The sequence below is a fragment of the Streptomyces qinglanensis genome (genome assembly GCF_900111245.1).
Lineage (GTDB): Bacteria > Actinomycetota > Actinomycetes > Streptomycetales > Streptomycetaceae > Streptomyces > Streptomyces qinglanensis.
Map to the genome: position 1 here is coordinate 48,101 of NZ_FOGO01000015.1, position 20,076 is coordinate 68,176.

Annotated in this window: 11 protein-coding genes, 1 tRNA gene and 2 pseudogenes; 10 read left to right on the plus strand and 4 right to left on the minus strand. The window is 71.7% G+C overall.

From position 1 onward, the window contains the following. Positions 1–349 precede the first annotated feature (349 nt). Entirely contained in the window at positions 350–922 is a 573-nt protein-coding gene (locus tag BMX65_RS25965) for a small secreted protein (RefSeq protein ID WP_075002788.1), read from the plus strand. A 52-nt stretch (positions 923–974) separates the two neighbouring features. Beyond that, complete coding sequence (locus tag BMX65_RS25970) at positions 975–2,615, plus strand: DUF7059 domain-containing protein (protein WP_075002789.1); 1,641 nt, start codon at positions 975–977, stop codon at positions 2,613–2,615. Positions 2,616–2,790: 175 nt separating this feature from the next. On the opposite strand, the gene BMX65_RS25975 is transcribed toward BMX65_RS25970, so the two are convergent. Then, positions 2,791–3,216 (minus strand): DUF2752 domain-containing protein, encoded by a 426-nt coding sequence (locus BMX65_RS25975; protein WP_075002790.1) that lies wholly within the window; start codon positions 3,214–3,216, stop codon positions 2,791–2,793. A gap of 55 nt (positions 3,217–3,271) precedes the next feature. Continuing rightward, positions 3,272–3,679 carry a TM2 domain-containing protein gene (locus BMX65_RS25980; protein WP_177214348.1) on the minus strand — a complete coding sequence of 136 codons (408 nt, stop codon included), beginning with the start codon at positions 3,677–3,679 and terminating at the stop codon, positions 3,272–3,274. Positions 3,680–3,888: 209 nt separating this feature from the next. Between BMX65_RS25980 and topA the strand changes: the two genes are divergently transcribed. The 5 genes from topA to BMX65_RS26005 all read left to right on the plus strand — a co-directional run bounded on the left by topA (position 3,889) and on the right by BMX65_RS26005 (position 14,180). After that, complete coding sequence (gene topA / locus BMX65_RS25985) at positions 3,889–6,834, plus strand: type I DNA topoisomerase (RefSeq protein ID WP_075002792.1); 2,946 nt, start codon at positions 3,889–3,891, stop codon at positions 6,832–6,834. 295 nt (positions 6,835–7,129) lie between these two features. After that, the gene (tmk, locus tag BMX65_RS25990; protein ID WP_420856831.1) at positions 7,130–10,609 is read left to right on the plus strand and encodes a dTMP kinase; all 3,480 of its coding nucleotides are present in this window, start codon (positions 7,130–7,132) and stop codon (positions 10,607–10,609) included. A 276-nt stretch (positions 10,610–10,885) separates the two neighbouring features. After that, positions 10,886–12,097 carry a DNA polymerase III subunit delta' gene (locus tag BMX65_RS25995; RefSeq protein WP_075002794.1) on the plus strand — a complete coding sequence of 404 codons (1,212 nt, stop codon included), beginning with the start codon at positions 10,886–10,888 and terminating at the stop codon, positions 12,095–12,097. 263 nt (positions 12,098–12,360) lie between these two features. Then, complete coding sequence (locus BMX65_RS26000) at positions 12,361–14,022, plus strand: alpha/beta hydrolase (RefSeq protein ID WP_075002795.1); 1,662 nt, start codon at positions 12,361–12,363, stop codon at positions 14,020–14,022. An 81-nt stretch (positions 14,023–14,103) separates the two neighbouring features. Then, positions 14,104–14,180: transfer RNA gene (locus BMX65_RS26005), tRNA-Thr, on the plus strand. Between the two features lie 115 nt (positions 14,181–14,295). On the opposite strand, the pseudogene BMX65_RS34195 reads toward BMX65_RS26005, so the two are convergent. Both BMX65_RS34195 and BMX65_RS26020 read right to left on the minus strand, forming a co-directional pair. Beyond that, a pseudogene (locus BMX65_RS34195) lies at positions 14,296–15,961 on the minus strand (tyrosine-type recombinase/integrase). Next, positions 15,958–16,659, minus strand: coding sequence for a helix-turn-helix domain-containing protein (locus BMX65_RS26020; protein WP_075002798.1), 702 nt, complete (start codon positions 16,657–16,659; stop codon positions 15,958–15,960). The pseudogene BMX65_RS34195 and the gene BMX65_RS26020 overlap by 4 nt, the downstream one beginning before the upstream one ends. A 94-nt stretch (positions 16,660–16,753) precedes the next feature. On the opposite strand from BMX65_RS26020, the gene BMX65_RS26025 reads away from it, so the two are divergent. The 3 genes and pseudogenes from BMX65_RS26025 (at position 16,754) to BMX65_RS26035 (ending at position 19,832) form a co-directional block, all read left to right on the plus strand. Then, positions 16,754–16,984 (plus strand): hypothetical protein, encoded by a 231-nt coding sequence (locus BMX65_RS26025; protein ID WP_030404206.1) that lies wholly within the window; start codon positions 16,754–16,756, stop codon positions 16,982–16,984. A gap of 233 nt (positions 16,985–17,217) precedes the next feature. After that, positions 17,218–18,531 (plus strand): annotated as a pseudogene (locus BMX65_RS26030) (DUF3631 domain-containing protein). 449 nt (positions 18,532–18,980) lie between these two features. Beyond that, positions 18,981–19,832: a DUF2637 domain-containing protein gene (locus BMX65_RS26035; protein WP_075002799.1), complete on the plus strand. Its 852-nt coding sequence runs from the start codon at positions 18,981–18,983 to the stop codon at positions 19,830–19,832. Positions 19,833–20,076 lie beyond the last annotated feature (244 nt).

The window sequence follows — 20,076 nt, forward strand, 5'->3', positions numbered from 1 at the left end:
TCCGCGGCTGTCCGCCTCCGCGGCTGTCCGCCTCCGCGGCTGTCCGCCTCCGCGGCTGTCCGCCTCCGCGGCTGTCCGCCTCCGCGGCTGTCCGCCTCCGCGGCCGTCCGCCTCCGCGGCCGCCCACCTCCCCGGCTGTCCGCCTCCGCGGCCGTCCGCCGCCCCGTGCCCCATCCCGGCCGGTATGCCCATGTGTGTCCCGTCCGCCGGGAGCGCGGCACTGCGGGCGGCGGGAGCGTGCGGAATGTCGCACCGAACCGTTGGTGCAAATGGCTGCAATAGTAGGCATAAGGTTCTTCGGGCTCGCCGCCACTCCCTCTCTGGCGTGTATGTTCCGGGCCGAACAGCCATGGAAGGGACCGATCCGGTGAACAAGAAGCTCGCGGCGGCGCTGTCCGGCGGTGCGGCGCTCGTACTCGCGCTGACTGGTTGCAGTGACGACAGTGGCAAGACCGACGACTGGGCCAAGCAGGTCTGCGACGACCTCCAGCCCCAGCTCGACAAGATCGATCAGGCCAACGCCTCGATCGCCGACGCGTCCCAGGCGACCAAGTCACCCGAAGAGGTCAAGAAGGCCGACTCCGCCGGGTTCCAGAAGGTCTCCGACGCGTACAAGGCCATGGCCTCGGCGGTGAAGAAGGCGGGGGCGCCACCCGTGGAAGACGGCGAGACGCTGCAGAAGGACGCCGTCAAGGAACTGGACCACATCTCGGACCAGTACCACGACCTCAAGGTCGCCACCGACAAGCTCCCCACCGACGACAAGTTCGACGAGGGGCTCGACTCCGTGGCCGCCAAGCTCAAGTCCCTGGGTCAGAGCGGCGACAAGGCTCTCCAGGAACTGCAGAAGGGCGAGGTCGGCAAGGCGATGGGCAAGCAGGAGAGCTGCAAGAAGACGGGTGTGACCAAGGGCGGTTCCTGAGGACACGGCGACCCGCGCCCCCGGCGGCGGAGCGGCCCGGGAGCGAAGGAGAATGGCGCGGGTGAGCACTGACGCACTTCCCGAGCCCACGACCGAGAGCACCCACAGGGTGCGGGAGGCATTGATCGCCGCCGGATTCACTGCCGACGGCCTCCTGGACCTCCTCGGCGCCCCCGCCTACGCGGCCCTCGCCCGCGGCGAGACCGTTCCGGCGCTGCGCGCCACCCGGGACGAGGGGCCGCTCGCGACGCTGACCCGGCTCTTCCTGCTGCAGCAGGCCGTGCCGTACCGGAGCGCGCGTGCCGTGCTGCCGGTCGACGCGGTACTGGCCGACCGCTGGCTGGAGCGGGTGCCGGACCCGGCCGCCGCGGAGGAGGCCGAGGAAGCCGTACGCGCCACCGTCGACGTACGCCCCTACAGCGGCCCGGAGGGCCAGGACTGGTGGGTCGTCAGCGACAGCGGGTGCGCCGTCGGCGGCGCGGGCGGAGTGGGTGGCCCGCGCGAGTCTGGCGGCGCACGTGACGCGGGCGACGCACGTGAGTCGGGCGGCGACGCGCGTGAGCCCGGCAGCCAGGGCGTGTCCGGCGCGGGACGGCCCGGGGAGGACGTGGTGCTCGGCGTCGGCGGCGCCTCCACCACGCTGGCCGGGATCATGGTGCCCACCCCGGTCGGCCGCGCGCTCGATCTCGGCACCGGCTCCGGGATCCAGGCGCTGCACGCCGACCGGTTCGCCGGGCAGGTCACCGCCACCGACCTCAATCCGCGGGCGCTGCGCTTCACCCGGCTGACCCTCGCACTGTCCGGTGCCGCCGAGCCGGAGCTGCGCGAGGGCTCGCTGTTCGAGCCGGTGGCGGGCGAGGAGCCGTACGATCTGATCGTCTCCAACCCGCCGTTCGTGATCTCCCCGGGCGCCCGGCTGACCTACCGTGACGGCGGCATGGCGGGCGACGACATGTGCCGCCGCCTCGTCGAGCAGGCCGCCCGCCATCTGGCCCCGGGTGGCTACTGCCAACTGCTGGCCAACTGGGAGCACCAGGAAGGTGCGGACTGGCGGGACCGCGTCCGCTCCTGGGTGCCGCCGGGGTGCGATGCCTGGATCGTCCAGCGGGAGGTGCAGGACGTCACCCAGTACGCGGAGCTGTGGCTGCGCGACGCCGGGGACCACCGGGACGGCGCGGCCGCGTACGCGGCGCGCTACGACGCCTGGCTGGACGAGTTCGCGGCACGCGGCACCAAGGCGGTCGGGTTCGGCTGGGTCACGCTGCGGCGCACGGACGCCGAGTCCCCCTCGGTGTGTGCCGAGGAGTGGCCGCACCCGGTCGAGCAGCCGCTGGGCGAGGTGATCCGGACGTACTTCGAGCGCCAGGACTTTCTGCGCCGGACCGGTGACGCGGCACTGCTGGAGCACCGCTTCCTCCTCGCGGACGAGGTGGTCCAGGAGCAGGTCGGGGCGCCGGGCGCGGAGGATCCGGAGTACGTGGTGCTGCGGCAGAACCGGGGCATGCGGCGGGCGACGACGGTGGACACGGTCGGCGCCGGCTTCGCCGGGGTGTGCGACGGGACGCTGACCGCGGGCCGCATCCTGGACGCCATCGGCCAGCTCCTGGGCGAGGATCCGGCCGAGTTGCGGGCGCGTACACCGGAGTCGATCAGACTCCTGGTCGAACAGGGGTTCCTGACCCCGGTGGAGTGACGCCCTGGTGGAACGAGTCGAGTCCTGGGCACCAGAGAGACGCCGGAGACGCCGGAGAAGCACCGGACAGGCGCCGGAGCGGCCGAAAAGGCCCTGAACAGACGCCGGAGAAGCCGAAGAGGCACCGGACAGACGCGGGAGACGAGTCCCGGACCGCCGGCACGGCCCGCGGACCTCAGAGCAGGTTCCGGGCCACTGTCCAGGCGACGGCCGCGCTCAGAACGGCCACCTTGCCGCGGGTGCTCATCTGCGGGGCCCAGCGTCGGCCGCGCAGCCCCTCGGAGAGCCAGCGGCCGGAGAGGTAGACGGCGACGGGCAGGCCGACGGTGAGCAGCGCGGCGTTGTCGTGCAGGGCCGCGGCGACATCGCCGTGCATCAGGTCGTAGGCCATCCGCGTGCCGCCGCAGGCGGGACAGAGCAGTCCGGTGGCCCAGTTGAAGGGGCAGCGGGGCAGCAGGTTGCCGGAGGTGTGCGGGTCGGTGCCCCACAGGTAGCAGGCGCCTGCCAGGCCGGCCGCCGCCGTGGCGAGTGGCGGGGTGGCCGGGTGGGAGAGGGCGGCGCGGAGTCGGCCTACGGCAGCAGGGACGTTGGTGAGCGCCATGTGGCCAGTGCCTCCCCTCGTGTCGCGTCGCCCTCCCCCGGGGCGTTCGGCAGCCTCAGCCACGCAGGATGCGGCCGTCGCTGTCGGTGCGGCTGTCGCTGGTCAGGAAGATGATGCCGTCGACCAGCGCCCAGATGCCGAAACCGCCGCAGGTGAACAGCTGGGCTATGCCCATGCCCACGTGGCCGGTGTAGAACCGGCCGATGCCCAGGCTGCCGATGAAGAGCTGGAGCACCCCCGCGACGATCTTGGACTTGTCGGAGAGCGGACGTCCGTACGGGTCGTAACCGTACGGAGCGTTCGGGTCCCCGGTGTACTGGCCGGGCATGGCGCCCATCGGCTGCTGCTGCGGGTAGCCGTACGCCGGCTGGCCGGGCTGGCCGGGCTGGCCGGGCGGCTGGTTGTAAGGGTTCTGTCCCGGCTGCTGGGGATAGCCGTAGCCGGGCTGATTCGGATCGGACACAAGACCTCCGAGGTCGAGCGGTACCTGGTGATGTGCCCCGGACATGTTGCCAGAGCCGTCGAGCGGCGGGACGGCTGGTTGTCGGGTTACCGTTCGAGTGGCGTTGCCGACTTTTCCCGTTTGACATGGGGGCGGGAGGTACCGTCACACTCCGCAGCGATAGCGCTGCAGAGTGATTCCTCGAAACCGACCGGAGAGAAGAGCAGAAGTTGTCCCCGACCCACGAGACAGCAAATGGTGGGCGCCGACTTGTGATCGTCGAGTCGCCTGCCAAGGCCAAGACGATCAAGGGCTATCTCGGCCCTGGCTACGTTGTCGAGGCCAGCGTCGGGCACATCCGCGACCTTCCCGGCGGCGCGGCCGAGGTTCCCGCGAAGTACAAGGGCGAGCCCTGGGCCCGCCTCGGCGTCAACGTCGATCATGATTTCGAGCCGCTGTACGTCGTCAACAGCGACAAGAAGGACCAGGTCAAAAAGCTCAAGGAGCTGCTGGCCGAGTCCGACGAACTGCTGCTCGCCACTGACGAGGACCGCGAGGGCGAGGCCATCGCCTGGCATCTGCAGCAGGTGCTCAAGCCCAAGGTCCCGGTCAAGCGGATGGTCTTCCACGAGATCACCAAGGACGCCATCCAGAATGCCGTCCGCAATCCGCGCGACCTCAACCAGCGGCTGGTCGACGCGCAGGAGACCCGCCGCATCCTGGACCGGCTGTACGGGTACGAGGTCTCGCCCGTGCTGTGGAAGAAGGTCATGCCGCGGCTGTCGGCGGGCCGGGTCCAGTCCGTGGCCACCCGGCTGGTCGTGGAGCGGGAGCGGGAGCGCATGGCGTTCCGGTCCGCCGAGTACTGGGACCTGACCGGCACGTTCGCGACGGGGCAGGCGGGGGATGCCTCGGCGCCGGCGGGCTCGGGTGCGGGTTCCGGCACGGGCGCCGCGGGTGACCCGGCGACCTTCGGGGCGCGGCTGACCACGGTCGACGGGCGCCGTGTCGCCCAGGGCCGCGACTTCGGTTCGGACGGCCGGCTCAAGGACCAGTCCGCCGTCCTCCATCTGGACGAGGGGGGCGCCCGCTCGCTGGCGGCGGCGCTGGAGAACACCGAGTTCGCCGTCCGGTCCGTCGAGTCCAAGCCCTACCGCCGCTCGCCCTACGCTCCCTTCCGTACGACCACCCTCCAGCAGGAGGCGAGCCGGAAGCTCGGGTTCGGCGCGAAGTCGACCATGCAGGTGGCGCAGAAGCTGTACGAGAACGGCTTCATCACCTACATGCGTACGGACTCCACCACCCTCTCCGACACGGCTGTCTCGGCCGCGCGTTCCCAGGTCACCCAGCTCTACGGAGCCGACTACCTGCCGGACAAGCCGCGCACCTACGCGGGCAAGGTCAAGAACGCGCAGGAGGCGCACGAGGCGATCCGCCCCTCCGGCGACCGGTTCCGCACGCCTGCGGAAACGGGCCTGACCGGCGATCAGTTCAAGCTCTACGAGCTGATCTGGAAGCGGACGGTCGCTTCTCAGATGAAGGACGCCGTCGGGCAGTCGGTGACGGTGAAGGTCGGCGGCCGGTCGGCGGACGGCCGGGACGCCGAGTTCAGCGCCACCGGCAAGGTCATCACCTTCCACGGCTTCCTCAAGGCGTACGTGGAAGGCGCCGACGACCCCAACGCGGAACTCGACGACCGGGAGCGGCGGCTGCCGCAGGTCGCCGAGGGCGACCCGCTGCGCGCCCGGGAGATGTCCGTCGACGGGCACGCGACCAAGCCCCCGGCCCGCTACACCGAGGCCACGCTGGTCAAGGAGTTGGAGGAGCGCGAGATCGGCCGCCCCTCCACCTACGCCTCGATCATCAGCACCATCCTGGACCGGCGCTACGTCTTCAAGAAGGGCACCGCGCTGGTGCCGTCCTTCCTGAGCTTCGCCGTGGTCGGGCTGCTGGAGAAGCACTTCGGCCGGCTCGTGGACTACGACTTCACCGCCAGGATGGAGGACGACCTCGACCGCATCGCCGCGGGCAACGCGGAGGCCGTGCCGTGGCTGCGGCGCTTCTACTTCGGCGAGGGCGAGGAGGAGACCGGCGCGGCCGCCACGGCGGGCAACGGCGACGGCGACCACCTCGGCGGCCTCAAGGAACTCGTCTCCGACCTCGGCGCCATCGACGCCAAGGGCGTGTCCTCGTTCCCCGTCGGCGAGGGCATCATGCTCCGTGTCGGGCGGTACGGCCCCTATGTGGAAGGGCCCAGTCAGCAGGAGGGCGAGCCGGGCCAGCGGGCCGACGTACCCGACGACCTGCCGCCGGACGAGCTGACCGTCGACTACGCCAAGGAGCTGCTGGCCAAGCCCAGCGGGGACTTCGAACTCGGGACCGACCCGGAGACCGACCGCCCGATCGTGGCACGGGACGGGCGCTACGGGCCGTATGTGACCGAGGTGCTGCCCGAGGGCACACCGAAGACGGGCAAGAACGCGGTCAAGCCGCGGACGGCCTCGCTGTTCCGGTCGATGTCGCTGGACACCATCACGCTGCAGGACGCGCTCAAGCTGCTGTCGCTGCCGCGGGTCGTCGGGGTCGACCCCGAGTCCGGCAACGAGATCACCGCGCAGAACGGGCGCTACGGCCCCTATCTGAAGAAGGGCACCGACTCCCGCTCGCTGGAGAGCGAGGAGCAGATCTTCGGCATCACGCTGGAGCAGGCGCTGGAGATCTACTCCAAGCCCAAGCAGCGCGGCAGGGCCGCGGCGAAGCCGCCGCTCAAGGAGCTGGGGACCGATCCGGAGACGGAGCGTCCCGTGGTGGTCAAGGACGGCCGGTTCGGGCCGTACGTGACGGACGGCGAGACCAACGCGACCCTGCGGCGGGACGACGACGTCGAGACGATCACCGCTGAGCGGGGCTTCGAGCTGCTGTCCGAGAAGCGGGCCAAGGGCCCCGCCAAGAAGAAGGCGCCCGCGAAGAAGGCAGCCGCGAAGAAGACGGCGGCGAAGAAGGCACCTGCCAAGAAGACGGCGGCGAAGAAGACGGCGGCGAAGAAGACCACCGCCAAGAAGGCCACGAAGACGGCCACGAAGACGGCCACCAAGGCGCCTGCGAAGTCCGCGAAGAAGACGGCCACCAAGAGCACCGCGAAGAAGACCGCCTCCGATAAGTCCTCGGAGGAGTGAGCCGGCCCGGCGCCGCTCTCCTCTTCTCTCGGTGACGTTCTCGGTGATGTTCTCGGCGCCGTCCTGAGAGGCGGCCCGCGCGACACGCCGACGCGCTGCGGCTCGTCCCGGACCCTGGACCCCCGGCCCCCGGGGTCCGGGGGTCCGGGGTCCGCGACGCGGGCCGGCACGTCAGGCCGGCCGGAGGGGCCGAAGAGTGCCGCGGTGGGAGGACGACGCAGCGGTTGCGGAGCTGTAGCACACAGATGTTCGGGTACGGATCCGGGCGCTGGCTCCCTCCCTATACGCTGGCGGGATGAAGTCTTCGCCCCCAACTGCCCCGGACGACGCCCTCGCAGCGGAATCCCGCGAGGGTGCCGTGACCGCGCTGCTGCGTTTCCCCCCGCTGCGGCGGCTGTGGACCGCGCAGTTCACCAGTGGGATCGGCGACATGCTGGGCCTCCTGGTGCTGCTGCTGCTCGCGATGCAGGCAGCGGCCGTGCGCGGCGTGGCGGGAGACCCGGTCTTCGGTGGCGGATACCGCGGAATGGCGCTGGTCGTGGCCACGGTCTTCGGGCTGCGGCTGCTGTCCACGCTGCTGTTCGGCGCCGTCCTGCTGGGCCCGGTCTCCGCGCTGGTCAGCGGAGTCAAGGCGAGCCGCGGGACGGGAACCGGAACGCGGGCCGGAACGGACTCCGGGACGCACCCCGGAACGCCCGCCGAGGCGGACGACGGAACGAGCACCGGGGCGGACGCCGGGAAGAGCGGCGGACCGGCCCGCGACGGCGGAACCAGCAGTGGAACCAGCAGCGGCAGCGGCAGCGGGTCCGGCGCCGGGAAGAAGGTCCTGGACCGGCGGTGGACGCTGTTCGGCGCCGACGTGCTGCGCGCCGCCGCACTGGTCATCGCCCCGCTGTGGGTCGACTGGACGCCCGGCAGCGCGTTCGCCGTCGTGCTCATCACCGTCTTCGTGACGGGCGTCGCCGAGCGGGTCTCCACCGTGACCAGGGACAGCGCGGCCCCCGCGCTGCTGCCGGCCGCGCCGCCCGAGGGCACAGCGCTGCGGCCGCTGCCGGACCACGGCGAGGCGCTGCGCCGCCTGTGGCTGCGCTCCGGCTTCGTCGCGCTGCCCGTCGCGGCAGCGGGGCTCGTCGTCGTCACCCTGTTCAGCAACCTGCTCGCCACGGGGGTCGACTGGTTCGGCTCGCACCAGGCCGCGCTCGCCTCGTATGTGGCGGCCGGCCTGTTCGCCGCGGCGGCCGCCGTCGTGTACTTCCTGGAGCTGCCCGACGGGCATACCCCGCGCCCCCGTTCGCCGCTGGAGGGCCTGCGGCGGCCCCGTACGGCGGACGGCGGCTCCGACAAGGGGCGCACCGGAGCCGTGCCGCTCCTCGTCGTCGCCGGTGGCGCCGTGGGCGGAGCCATCGCGTCGGCAGTCGCCCTCGCTCCGCTGCAGGCCGCCGACCTGGGCGGCGGGCCTGTCGCCTTCGGGCTGCTGGCGCTGATGCTGACCGGCGGCACCGTCGCCGGGATCCGGCTGGCGCCGCACACGGTGCCGTCCCTCTCGCGGCGCCGGCTGCTCGCGCTCGTCACCGGGCTGACCGGCATCGTGCTGCTGGCGACCGGGCTGGTGCCCGACACCGCCACCGTCATCGCGCTGGCGCTGCTCGCCGGGCTCGGCGGCGGCATCGCAGCCAACACCCTGCACACCCTGCTCGACCAGGAGACCGAGGACTCCCGCCGCGCCCGGACGACCGAGCACCTGCAGGCCGTGGTCCGGCTGTCGCTGGCCGTGGGCGCGATCCTGGCACCCGTACTGGCCGCGTTCATCGGCCCGCACCGGGTGGAGAACGGATCGTTCGTCTTCGACCACGGCGGCGCCTCGTTCACGCTGATGCTGGTCGGCGCGCTGCTGCTGCCCGTCGGGGCGATCCTGCTGGGCCGCACCGACGACCGGCAGGGCGTGCCGCTGCGGCGCGATCTGCTGGCGGCGTTCGGCGGCGGCCGCCCCCGGCAGAACCCGGCCGGAAGCGGATTCTTCCTGGTCCTCGAAGGCGGCGACGGCGCGGGCAAGACCACGCAGGTGGACGCGCTCGCCGACTGGATCCGGGCCAAGGGCCACGAGGTCGTCGTCACCAAGGAGCCCGGCTCCACCCCGGTCGGCAAGCGGCTGCGGTCGATCCTGCTGGACGTCTCCTCTGCCGGGCTCTCGCACCGCGCCGAGGCCCTGCTGTACGCCGCCGACCGCGCCGAGCACGTGGACACGGTCGTCCGTCCGGCGCTGGAGCGCGGCGCCGTGGTCATCTCGGACCGCTACGTCGACTCGTCCGTCGCCTACCAGGGTGCGGGCCGCGACCTGTCCCCCGCGGAGATCGCCCGGATCAACCGCTGGGCGACCGACGGGCTGGTGCCGCACCTGACCGTGCTGCTCGACGTCGCACCCGAGACCGCCCGGGAGCGGTTCACGGAGGCGCCGGACCGGCTGGAGTCCGAGCCGGTCGAGTTCCACCAGCGGGTCCGGTCCGGTTTCCTCACCCTCGCGGCCGCCGACCCGGCCCGCTACCTGGTCGTCGACGCCGGGCAGGAGCCCGAGAACGTCACCACCGCCGTCCGGCACCGGCTCGACCAGGTGCTGCCGCTCTCCGAGGCCGAGAAGAGGGCCCAGGAAGAGGCCCGCAAGCGGGCCGAGGAGGAGGCCCGGCGGCGCGCCGAGGAAGAGGCCCGCCGCAAGGCGGAGGAGGAGCGCAAGGAGCGCGAGCGCCAGGAGCAGTTGGAGAAACTCCGCCGCGAGGAGGAGGAGCGCAAGCGCCGCGAAGCGGAACTGGCGCGCCAGCGCGAGGAGGCCCGCCGGGCGGAGGAGGCCAGGAAGCAGGCCGAGGAGGCCCGCCGGATCGCCGAGGAGGAACGCGAGCGGCGTGAGGCCGAACAGCGGGCCCACGAGGAGGAGCAGGAGCGGCTGCGCAAGCGGGCCGAGGAGGAGAAGCGGCTCCGGGCCGAGGCCGAGGAGCGTCGCCTGGAGCGGCAGCGCAAGGCCGAGGAAGCCCTGCTGAAGGCCGAGCAGGCGCGGGTCGCAGCGGCCGCCGAAGCCAAGGCCAAGGCCAAGGCCGAGGCGGAAGCGGAGGCGGAGGCGGAGGCGGAGGCCGCGGAGCGGGCGCGGCGGGAAGAGGCCGACGCGCAGTCCGCGCAGCCCGCCGACGCGCCCGGTGCCGATTCCGCTTCCGGAGGCTCCGCTTCCGGAGGCTCCGCTTCCGGTGCGCGGACTTCCGAGGACCGCTCGCCGGACGGGGCGGAGGCGGACACCGCGCAGATCCCGCAGGTGGGCTCGCGGGACGAGGCCGCGGGCCCGGACGCGGAGGACACCACGCAGTTGCCGCGTCCCGGCACCGGCCCGTCCGACGACGAGACGACCGTGCTGCCCCAGGTCTCCGACAGGTCCGGCGGGCAGAACGGCGAGGGGGCGGACACCGACGCGACGACGGTGCTGCCCCGCGTCCCCGAGTCCCAGGACGCGGGGGAGACCGCTGTCCTCCCGCAGGTGGACCCGCGGGAGCGGTACGCGGACGCGGATTCCGGTTCCGGTTCCGGTTCCGGTGCCGACTCGGGATCCGGCTCCGGTTCCGGCTCCGCTTCGGACGATGCCGAGGACCGAACCCGGGAGCTGCCGCAGGTCGACGAGGGGGAGCGCCCCCGCCCCTCCTGGGCGGAGGACACCCCCATGGACGACGTCCCCACGCTGGCCGACGAGCTGCTGGGCCCGCACGACCCGCAGGACGACGAGGACCGCCGCCGTCGCTGACGGCTGACGGCGGGACGGCTGACGGCGGACGACAGGCCGGCGGGCCCCGGCCCGTCGGTCCGTCGGTCCGTCGGTCCGTCGGCCCGTCCGTCGGCCGCTGAGGGCGCCGGGCCGGCCGCGCCGTCGAGGCTTCGGACGGGTGCGCGCAGCACCCGGCGGCAATCCCGGACGTCACCCTCGGCCCCGGCCCTCGGCGGGCGCCCCCACCCCCGCCCCCGCCCCCGCCTCGGCATCCGGCGGACCCGACTGTCACCGGCATCCGCGACAATGGTCCCCATGGCGGTGTGGGACGACCTGGTGGGCCAGGACAGGGCAGCGAAGCAGCTCGCCGCTGCCGCGGGGGACGCGGACGCGTATGTGACGGCGGAGGCCGCGGCGCACGGCTCCGCGGACCTCTCCGGCTCCGCGATGACCCACGCATGGCTCTTCACGGGACCGCCCGGTGCGGGCCGCGAGCAGGCGGCCCGCGCGTTCGCGGCGGCTCTCCAGTGCGTCAGCCCGGACCGGGCGCTGGGCGGCAGCCCGGGATGCGGCTTCTGCGAGGGCTGCCATACGACGATGGTCGGCACCCACGCGGATGTCGAGATCGTCCGCACCGATCTGCTGACCATCGGCGTGAAGGAGACGCGCGCGCTGGTGCGCGGGGCGCAGATGTCCCCGTCGGGCGGGCGCTGGCAGGTGATCGTCCTGGAGGACGCCGACCGCCTCACAGAGGGCGCCGGCAATGTGCTGCTGAAGGCCGTGGAGGAACCGGCGCCGCGCACGGTGTGGCTGCTGTGCGCGCCGTCCACCGAGGACGTCCTCCCCACCATCCGGTCCCGCTGCCGGCATCTGGCGCTGCGCACGCCCCCGGTCGACGCGGTGGCGGACCTGCTGGTGCGGCGGGACGGGATCGCGCCGGAGACGGCCGCGTCCGCGGCGCGGGCCACCCAGGGGCACATCGGCCACGCGCTGCGGCTGGCCACCGACGAGCGGGCCCGCACCAGACGGCAGGCGGTGCTCAAGCTGCCGTCCCGGGTCGAGGACGTGGGCAGTGCGCTGCGCGCTGCGCAGGAGCTGATCGACGCCGCTACGGAGGACGCCAAGCAGGTCGCCGAGGAGTTGGACGCCAAGGAGACCGAGGAACTGCGGGCGGCCCTCGGCGCGGCGGAGGGCAAGCGGCTGCCGCGCGGCACGGCGGGGGCGATGAAGGAGCTGGAGGACAGGCAGAAGCGCCGCGCCACCCGCACCCAGCGCGACTCGCTCGACCTCGCGCTCTCCGACCTCACGACGTTCTACCGCGACGTGCTGGCCCGCCAGTTGGGTTCGTCCGTCGCCCTGGCGCACGACGACGCGGCCGGGACGATCGGTCAACTCGCCGCGACGTCCCGGCCGGAGCAGACGCTGCGCCGGATCGAGGCGATCCTGGAGTGCCGCCGGATGCTGGACCGCAATGTCGCCCCGCTGCTGGCGGTGGAAGCGATGACGATGGCGCTGCGGGCCGGCTGACACCGTCCGCCAGGGCTCTCCGCCCACCAGACGACCGGGGCCGCGGCGGACGGCCGGACGGCCGGACGGCCGGGCGAACGGCGCGGGACGACCGCTACGGCGGTACCCGGTACGGCGGTACAGGGGACGGGCTGGGGACGGGCCGGGGACGGCCGGGGGCGGCGCCGACCGGCGGACTGACGCGCCACAGCGCACCCGCGGGCGACGGTCCGGTGCCCGGCTGGGTACGCTCCCAGCACGTGCCGCCGCCGGAGGGATGCCCCATGAGCCAGCCACCCGCCTCCCGTATCCGCTACGGGGGCGAGTCCCGCGGCCGTTCCGGGGCCCGGTCCCGTAGCCGTCTCGGGAGCGCAGCGGTCCTCATGGCCACGGCGCTGCTGCTCTCCGGCTGCTCGGACGACGACTCGTCCGAGCCGGGCACCGACCCCTCGGCGAAGGGCACCCACGCGGGCGCCGACGCCTCCCCGCTCGAACCGCTGCCCGCGAAGATCCCCGACGAGCTGCGCCCGTACTACGAGCAGAAGTTGTCGTGGCACGACTGCGGCCCGGCCCAGTTCGAATGCGCCACGCTGCGGGTGCCGCTGGACTACGACAAGCCGGGCGACGATCCCGGCGACGACGCGGCGACCGCGGGCCTGGCGGTGACCCGCACCAAGCAGCGCGGCAAGAAGCCACCGGAGGGCGGTTCGCTGCAGGTCAACCCGGGCGGCCCGGGCGGTTCGGCGATCGAGTACGTGCAGCAGTCGGTGGCCCTGGCCTATCCGCAGCAGGTGCGCGAGCACTACACGCTGGTCGGGATGGACCCGCGGGGCGTCGGCCGCAGCGAGCCCGTCGAATGCCTCACCGACAAGCAGATGGACGCCTACACCCGGGTCGACCAGACGCCGGACGACACCGCGGAGACCGAGGCGCTCACCGCCGCGTACGAGAAGTTCGCCAAGGGGTGCGAGAAGCGCACCGGCAAGCTCCTCGGCCACGTCTCGACGGTCGAGGCGGCCCGGGACATGGACGTACTGCGCGGCGTGCTCGGCGACCGCAAGCTCAACTACGTCGGCGCCTCCTACGGCACCTACCTCGGCGCCACCTACGCGGGCCTGTTCCCGGAGCGCTCCGGGCGGCTCGTGCTGGACGGCGCGATGGACCCCTCCCTCTCGGCACGCCGTATCAACCGCGAGCAGACGGCGGGCTTCGACACGGCGTTCAAGGCGTTCGCGCGCGACTGCGTGAAGATGTCCGACTGCCCGCTGGGCACCGACGGCGTCCAGCAGGCGGGCAAGAAGCTCAGCGCGCTCTTCGCCCGCGTGGACCGCGCACCCCTCAAGACCGACGACCCGGCGCGTACCCTCACCGAGTCCCTGGCCACCACGGGTGTGATCCGCGCCATGTACGACGAGGGCTCCTGGCCGGTGCTGCGCGAGGCCCTGACGGCGGCGGGCAAGGGCGACGGCGCGCCGCTGCTGGCGCTCTCCGACGACTACTTCGAGCGCGGCCCGGACGGTGAGTACAGCAACATCATGTACGCCAACCCGGCCGTGAACTGCCTCGACCTGCCCCCGGCCTTCTCCGGCGCCGCCGCGGCCCGCAAGGCCGTGCCCTCCTTCGAGAAGGCCAGCCCGGTCTTCGGCCGCGGTTTCGCCTGGGCGGCGCTGAACTGCGCCGAGTGGCCGGTCGAGCCGACGGGCGCCCCGCACCGCATCGCCGCGAAGGGCGCCGACCCGATCGTGGTCGTCGGCACCACCCGCGACCCGGCCACCCCCTACCGCTGGGCCCAGGGCCTGGCCGGCCAGCTCTCCTCGGCCCGCCTCCTGACCTACAAGGGCGACGGCCACACCGCCTACCTCCGCGGCAGCGCATGCATCGACAAGGCCGTCAACGCCTACCTGCTGCAGGGCAAGCCCCCCGAGGACGGCACCACCTGCGGCTGACCCCGCCACCCCCGTCCCGACCACCCCCGCAAACCCTGTAGACTTATCGCCGCAGCGGCCCCCAGACTGGCCGCACGCACTGCCGCCTTAGCTCAGTCGGCCAGAGCGACGCACTCGTAATGCGTAGGTCAAGGGTTCGATTCCCTTAGGCGGCTCCACGTGGAACCCCAGGTCAGATGGATTCTGACCTGGGGTTTTCTGTTGCTCAGGGCATGACGGGTCACACGGCCAAGTTGCCGAGATGTCGTCTGCGTGAGCGGAGCTGCCTGGGATCTACTTCTTGGGCTTGCGGCGGGTGGCCTTCTTGGCTGCCTTGGCCTGGGCTTTCAGCCCGTCCTTCTTCGGCTTACCGCTCTTGTCCTCGTCGGCCGCCTTGGCCGCCGCCTTCTTGGCCCTCTCCTTCTTCGCGGCCTTGCGCGCAGCCTTCTCGGCCTCGGCCTTGCGCTGGAGAGGGACGAGCTTCGCGGTCGTCTCGGCGGCGCTCTTCCCTACGTGGGGCAGGACGCTCTGGTAGATGTCGTGCGTGATCCGGGTGTCGCTGTGCCCGAGGGCATCCGACACGATCTTGATGTCGATGTCGGCGGCGAGCATGAGGGTGGCCGCGCCGTGGCGCGGTCGTGCAGGCGGATCGGCGGGAGGCCGGAGGCGGGCGGCGACGAGGCGCTCGAAGAGGTCGGTCATCTTGTTGCCGGGATGGCTCCAGGAGCCGTCTTCCTGGGTGAAGACGTGTCCGGTCTCGACCCAGGCGGTGCCCCACTTCCCGCGGGCCTTGTCCTGCCGCCCGCGATGCTGCTTCTGCACCTCGACGGTGTCGTCGTCCAGGGCGACCACGTGGGAGCCGCTGTCAGTCTTGGGATCGGATGCCTCCACCTCCCAGCCATCCTGGACGAGTTGGGAGGAGACGGTGAGGAAGTGGGTGTCGAGGTTCGCCTCCGACCACGGCTGCCCGCAAACCTGACCACGACGCAGGCCCGGAAGGCGATCAGGTGTCACATCGCGTACAGCCGGTCCTCGGCGACGAAGTTGAGCAAGGCGCCGGTCTGTTCCGGCGTCCCGACCATCACGGGCGAGGGCTTCTCGCCCGTCTGCTCCCACTTGGCGACCCGTTCGTCGGTCGACACGAGTGCCTTCGGCTTGCGCAGGGGGTCGATCGCGAACATGGGCAGCCGGGTTGAACGGGATGATCTGCTGCCCGATCGCGTCGTTCAGGGCCGCGCGAAGGGTGGCCTTGATGTGCTGGCGCGTGGCAGGGCCGGTGACGCAGTGGAAGGGCGGCATCTCGTCGATCGCCGCCTTCATCGCCTTGCGGCGGGCACGTGCTCCACACCCTTCCACGGCACGGTCGCCAGTTCGTCGACTGCGGCGCGCCGTTGGGCGTTGTCCTCCGGGATCTGGGCATTGGCGTCGCGGATGTCCGGGAACATCTCGCTTAGGTGGCTGACACGCAGCCGGCCCAGGCGCCGATTGCCGATGCGCGGCTTCAGGCGGACACGGATGTCGGTCTCGTAGCGGTTGAGGCCGGACTTGCGTATCGCTTGCCGGCCAGCCACCGGTCGAGCCGTTCGGCGACGGTCAGGCTGCCGATGAGGTCTTGGGCGGAGCTGAGGCGCCGCCTTGTCTCCTCTGCCTTGGGCAGGGGCGAGCGCTCGCGACTGACCTCGGCCAGCATCTCGGCGATGAGCTCGGTGCCCTCGGGGTCGTCCGAGTCGGCGAGCCCGAGGAGGGCGCGTACGTGGTCAAGGTCGGCCTGGGCTGCCTTGAGGCTGCAGTACCCGTCGCGAGGGAAGGAGCGGCGGCTGCCATCCTCGCGGGGCGAGAGCTCTTGGCGTACGGAGTAAGTGCAGTGGTTCCTGCTGCTGCGCTTGGGGCAGGAGATACCGAATTCCTTGCCGGCCTTCGGGTCTCGGCAGGAGCAGCGGCGGTAGGCGGAACCCTTCAAAGATCATTCTCCTCGGTGGTCTCGGGATCGCTCCCGGATGAGTCGATCGCGGTGGCCACGTCTGGCCACAGGGACGAGGGAGTGACGCCCTCTTCCCGGATGAACGCGCGGATTCTGCGCAGGTGGCTGGCGGCGTCGTCGGCCGCCTCGGCGGCACGGGCCTGAGAGCGGAGGACCTCGGCCTTACGGTCGGCGTTCGGGGCGGTCTCGGCGTGGTAGCGCGCGTGGTCCTCGTCGCGGCGCGCCTTCCGTAGTCGCTCCTCGGCGGCGTGGTGGGCGCGGAAGTAGCGGAGCATGTCGTCGTCCGTGCCGAGGTCGGTCTCCTCCCCGGTGAAGCGGCGCAGCGCGTCCAGCGAAGTGGTGGGGTGCTGAAGCGGGAGTCGCTGCACGTCGTCGACGTAGCCGACCGGGTAGACGAGGCAGATGGGCGGGGTGTTCAGGGCTTCGGCCAAGACGATGACGTCGACCAAGGGCAGGTTGGAGCGGCGCCCGGACTCCATGTTGGCGATGACGTTGCGTGGGATCGGGTGGCCGATCTCCTCGCACTTGTCGGCCAAGTCCTGTGCACTCCAACCCAGTTCCTTCCGTCGTCTGCGGACTTCGGCGGCCACGGTGGCCATTACCTGATCCACCCACTCCGGGACGTCGTCCTCGTCGTCGACCTTCTTGGATCCAGGATCGCCACGGTGCTGTGTCATGTAGACACAGTATCTCGCTTAGCGTTGATTCCAAGACCTGGAGACGGACGCGATGGGCGCGTTCGCCGTGGGCTCAGTCATGGATGGAGCACGCATGCGCGAGAACGAAGAGGCCGGCCGAGCGAAGGGGATGAGCCGCGAGGAGCTCCTTGAGCTCCCCGCAGCCGTTGACCTGGAGACAGGCAACCGAGCGCTGGGACTGGGACGGAGCAAGGGGTACGAGCTCGCCAAGCGCGGCCAGTACCCGTGCAAGGTGCTCCGTCTCGGAAACGCCTACCGAGTGGTGACTGCGGACTTGTTGGCCCTGCTGGGGCTGGCAGCGTGAAGCGCCTGACGCGTAGCAGATGGTTCTGCGCTGAGCTGACACAGAAACGCTGGACTGTGGCACGGCGTGGACGTACTGTCCGTGGTCGCTCGCGGTGCCGAGAGACCCGCGAGAAGAGGGGGAGCCTCCGGCGGTGCAACGCCGGAGGCCCCGAGACTCCCCAGCAATCCCGTGAGAACCGACCCGGCGGCAGGGGTGTGCAAACCCGAAACCGCCAGACGAGGAGGCGCCCAGTGCAACCCGAGAACCCCGAGTCCTATTCCGCCCCCGCACGAGCGGCCTGGCCCGCCACAGCCATCCCCCGGCCGGCCTGGCGCCCATCTGAGCTCCGAACAGGCCGACAGTGCCACGGTGGACCCGACCGACGGTACGGGGAATGACAGCGCCAACGATGCGGACCCGGCGATCGGCTTGGATGCCATCCCCGACGCGGAGCCGACGGCCGGCTCGAAGCTGGTGGACGAGCTGCGCTCGCAGATAGCCCAATTCGTGATCCCGCCCTCGTCTGAGGCACTGGACGCGATCACCCTGTGGGTGGCAGCGACACATCTCCAGCCCGCGTGGCAGCACGCCCCGCGGCTGGCAGTGGTGGGGCCGGCGAAGCGCTGCGGTAAGTCGTGGTTGCTGGATGTGCTGACCGAGACGGGGTCCACGAGCCCATGCTCACCATCAACACCACACCGGCGGCCATCTTCCGCTCGATCCACGAGGACGAGCCGCCGACGTTGCTGGTGGACGAGGCCGACACCATCTTCGGCCCCAAGGTCGCGGAGAAGAACGAAGGGACGCGCGGCCTGCTCAACGCCGGCCATCAGCGCGGGCGGTACGTCACCCGGGTCGTCGGCAACGACCACACCCCGCACAAGTTCGCCACCTTCGCGATGGTGGCCATCGCGGGAATCGGGGACCTGCCGGACACGGTCATGGACCGGTCGGTGGTCATCCGCATGCGACGCCGGGCCGAGGGCGAGAAGGTCAAGCCCTTCCGCTCCCGCCGGGACATCCCGGCCCTGCACGAGCTGCGAGACCGCATCCACGCACTGGCCAGGCCGCTGCTGGAGGAAGTCGCGAACCTGGAGCCGGACATGCCGGTCGAAGACCGCGCTGCCGACACATGGGAGCCCCTGGTGATCGTCGCCGATCTGGCAGGCGGCCGCTGGCCCCGGCTGGCGCGGATCGCCTGCGCGCGGATGGTCGCCGCCGAAGCGGCAGCGGAAGAGGATCACCCCAGTGGTGCGCGCATCCTCGCCGACATCCGCAGAGTGTTCTTCGCGCAGCGTGAGGTGGACAGCCCGTCCACCGAGGAACTTCTCCACCACCTGAACCGAGACCCCGAAGCCCCGTGGGGGGAGCGAGGGCGCGACGGCCTGACCTCCCGGGAACTCAGCAGGATGCTGCGCGACTTCGACATCCGGCCCGGCAACGTGCGCATGGCCGACCGGACGCAGCGCAAGGGCTACATGCGCAACAAGTTCCTCGACGCTTGGCGGCGGTACTGCCCTACCGTCCACCCCTTCGACGCCGACCCTGCGCGCGGCGAAGGTTGACCCCCACCTCCCTGGTTGCCGTACTTGCCGTCCCTGCCGTGATCTCGCAGGTCAGGCAGCACACGAGCAAGACGCCAGCCAGGGGCAAGACGGCAACGCAAGCGTCTCCCGGCGTGTTGCCCGCCGGAGGCGCTGCCGAAATCCGTCTTGCCACGTCCCAGGCGTCCATGCCGTATCGCCGCAGCTCAGAGCCCTGCTTACTGGGACGGACGGCGCTGTGCAGCCGTCCCCTCAAGGGACACACCGACCTAAGCAAGGCAGGCCCCGAAGGCGCCGCGTCCTTGTCCCGAGTCGGGACAAGGACGCCGCACACCTGTCCCGACTCGGGACAAGACGCCAGCACTCGCCGAGACGACACATCAGGAGCGCTGCCGTCCCGCCCTGACCTGCACGTGCAACGGCCGAGACGGCAAAGACGCCGCACACCGCTACCCCCAGGAGCCTCCCGCTTGACCACTCCGCCCCTCACGCAAGCCCCACAGCCACACGATGACGTCCCCAGCGAAGGGCGACCGAAAAGGAAGGCTGGCGCCGAGCAGTTCGCGCTCGGCGCGGCCGGCATCGTCATCGTCGCCCTGACCACCGGAGCGTTCTGGCTCTCCTACGCGCACCTGGCTGACGTCGCCGGCCAGCACGGGCTCGGAGCGTCGCCCATTCGCCGCTGGGCCTGGCCCGCCACCCTGGACGCGTTCATCATCGCGGGCGAACTGCTCATGCTGCGCGCGGCACTGCGCCGCGTCACTGACCCGTGGGCGATCGCCGTCACCGCCGTCGGATCGGTCGGCTCCATAGCGCTGAACGTCGCCGGGGTCAGCGGCACGGGCAACGCACGCACCGCCCCGTTCCTCGACTACGTGGTCGCCGCCGTCCCTCCGGCCGCCGCGATGGTCGCCTTCGGCGTCCTCATGCGACAGATCCTCCAACTCGTCGCACCGTCCGACGACTCCCCGAACACCGGTTCCGTACAGACGCCGGAGCAAGCGGTCGGCGACTTCAGCCACAGCCACCTGCCAGACGCCGCTCCTGCCGGTTCACGAGCCGCCGGCGGTGAGCGGACGGAACCTGCGACACGGGTTCCGGAGGGCAAACCGAGCGGTGGCCGTCCGGCGAAGGCGACCATCGCGGAGCTGGCGGATATCGGCCGGGCCGCCGGTCACCAGCACGGCAAACTCACGCGCGGTCTGCTCCGAGCGGCAGTGAAGGACCGGGACCTGACGATCGGCAGTGAGCGGCAGACCGAGGTGATGGAACTGCTTCGGCCGGAACTAGAAGCCGCCGGGATCGAGGTCTCGAAGCGCTGACCGCCGCCTGCTCGGGTGACCGGAACCCTTCCGGTCGCCCGAGCAGACGGCCAACAGCCCAGCAAATCTCCACACCCTGTGGGCAGCACGACGACCCTGCCGGGCAGGCATCTCCGCTCCGCCTGCCGGCCGTACCTGGAGCAGCTTCCTTGACGCACGACGAGCACCCGCCTGAAGACACCGACGCTGAGACACCTGTGTCGTCGCACTCCCCAACCCTGCTGGGACGTCTGCGGCGGGCGTT

Coding starts and splice junctions, on each gene's coding strand:
- BMX65_RS26025 (WP_030404206.1), top strand. CDS start 16,754: ATGCGCGAGAACGAAGAGGCCGGCCGAGCGAAGGGGATGAGCCGCGAG.
- BMX65_RS26000 (WP_075002795.1), top strand. CDS start 12,361: ATGAGCCAGCCACCCGCCTCCCGTATCCGCTACGGGGGCGAGTCCCGC.
- BMX65_RS26020 (WP_075002798.1), bottom strand. CDS start 16,659: ATGACACAGCACCGTGGCGATCCTGGATCCAAGAAGGTCGACGACGAG.
- BMX65_RS25965 (WP_075002788.1), top strand. CDS start 350: ATGGAAGGGACCGATCCGGTGAACAAGAAGCTCGCGGCGGCGCTGTCC.
- BMX65_RS25995 (WP_075002794.1), top strand. CDS start 10,886: ATGGCGGTGTGGGACGACCTGGTGGGCCAGGACAGGGCAGCGAAGCAG.
- tmk (WP_420856831.1), top strand. CDS start 7,130: ATGAAGTCTTCGCCCCCAACTGCCCCGGACGACGCCCTCGCAGCGGAA.
- BMX65_RS25975 (WP_075002790.1), bottom strand. CDS start 3,216: ATGGCGCTCACCAACGTCCCTGCTGCCGTAGGCCGACTCCGCGCCGCC.
- BMX65_RS25970 (WP_075002789.1), top strand. CDS start 975: ATGGCGCGGGTGAGCACTGACGCACTTCCCGAGCCCACGACCGAGAGC.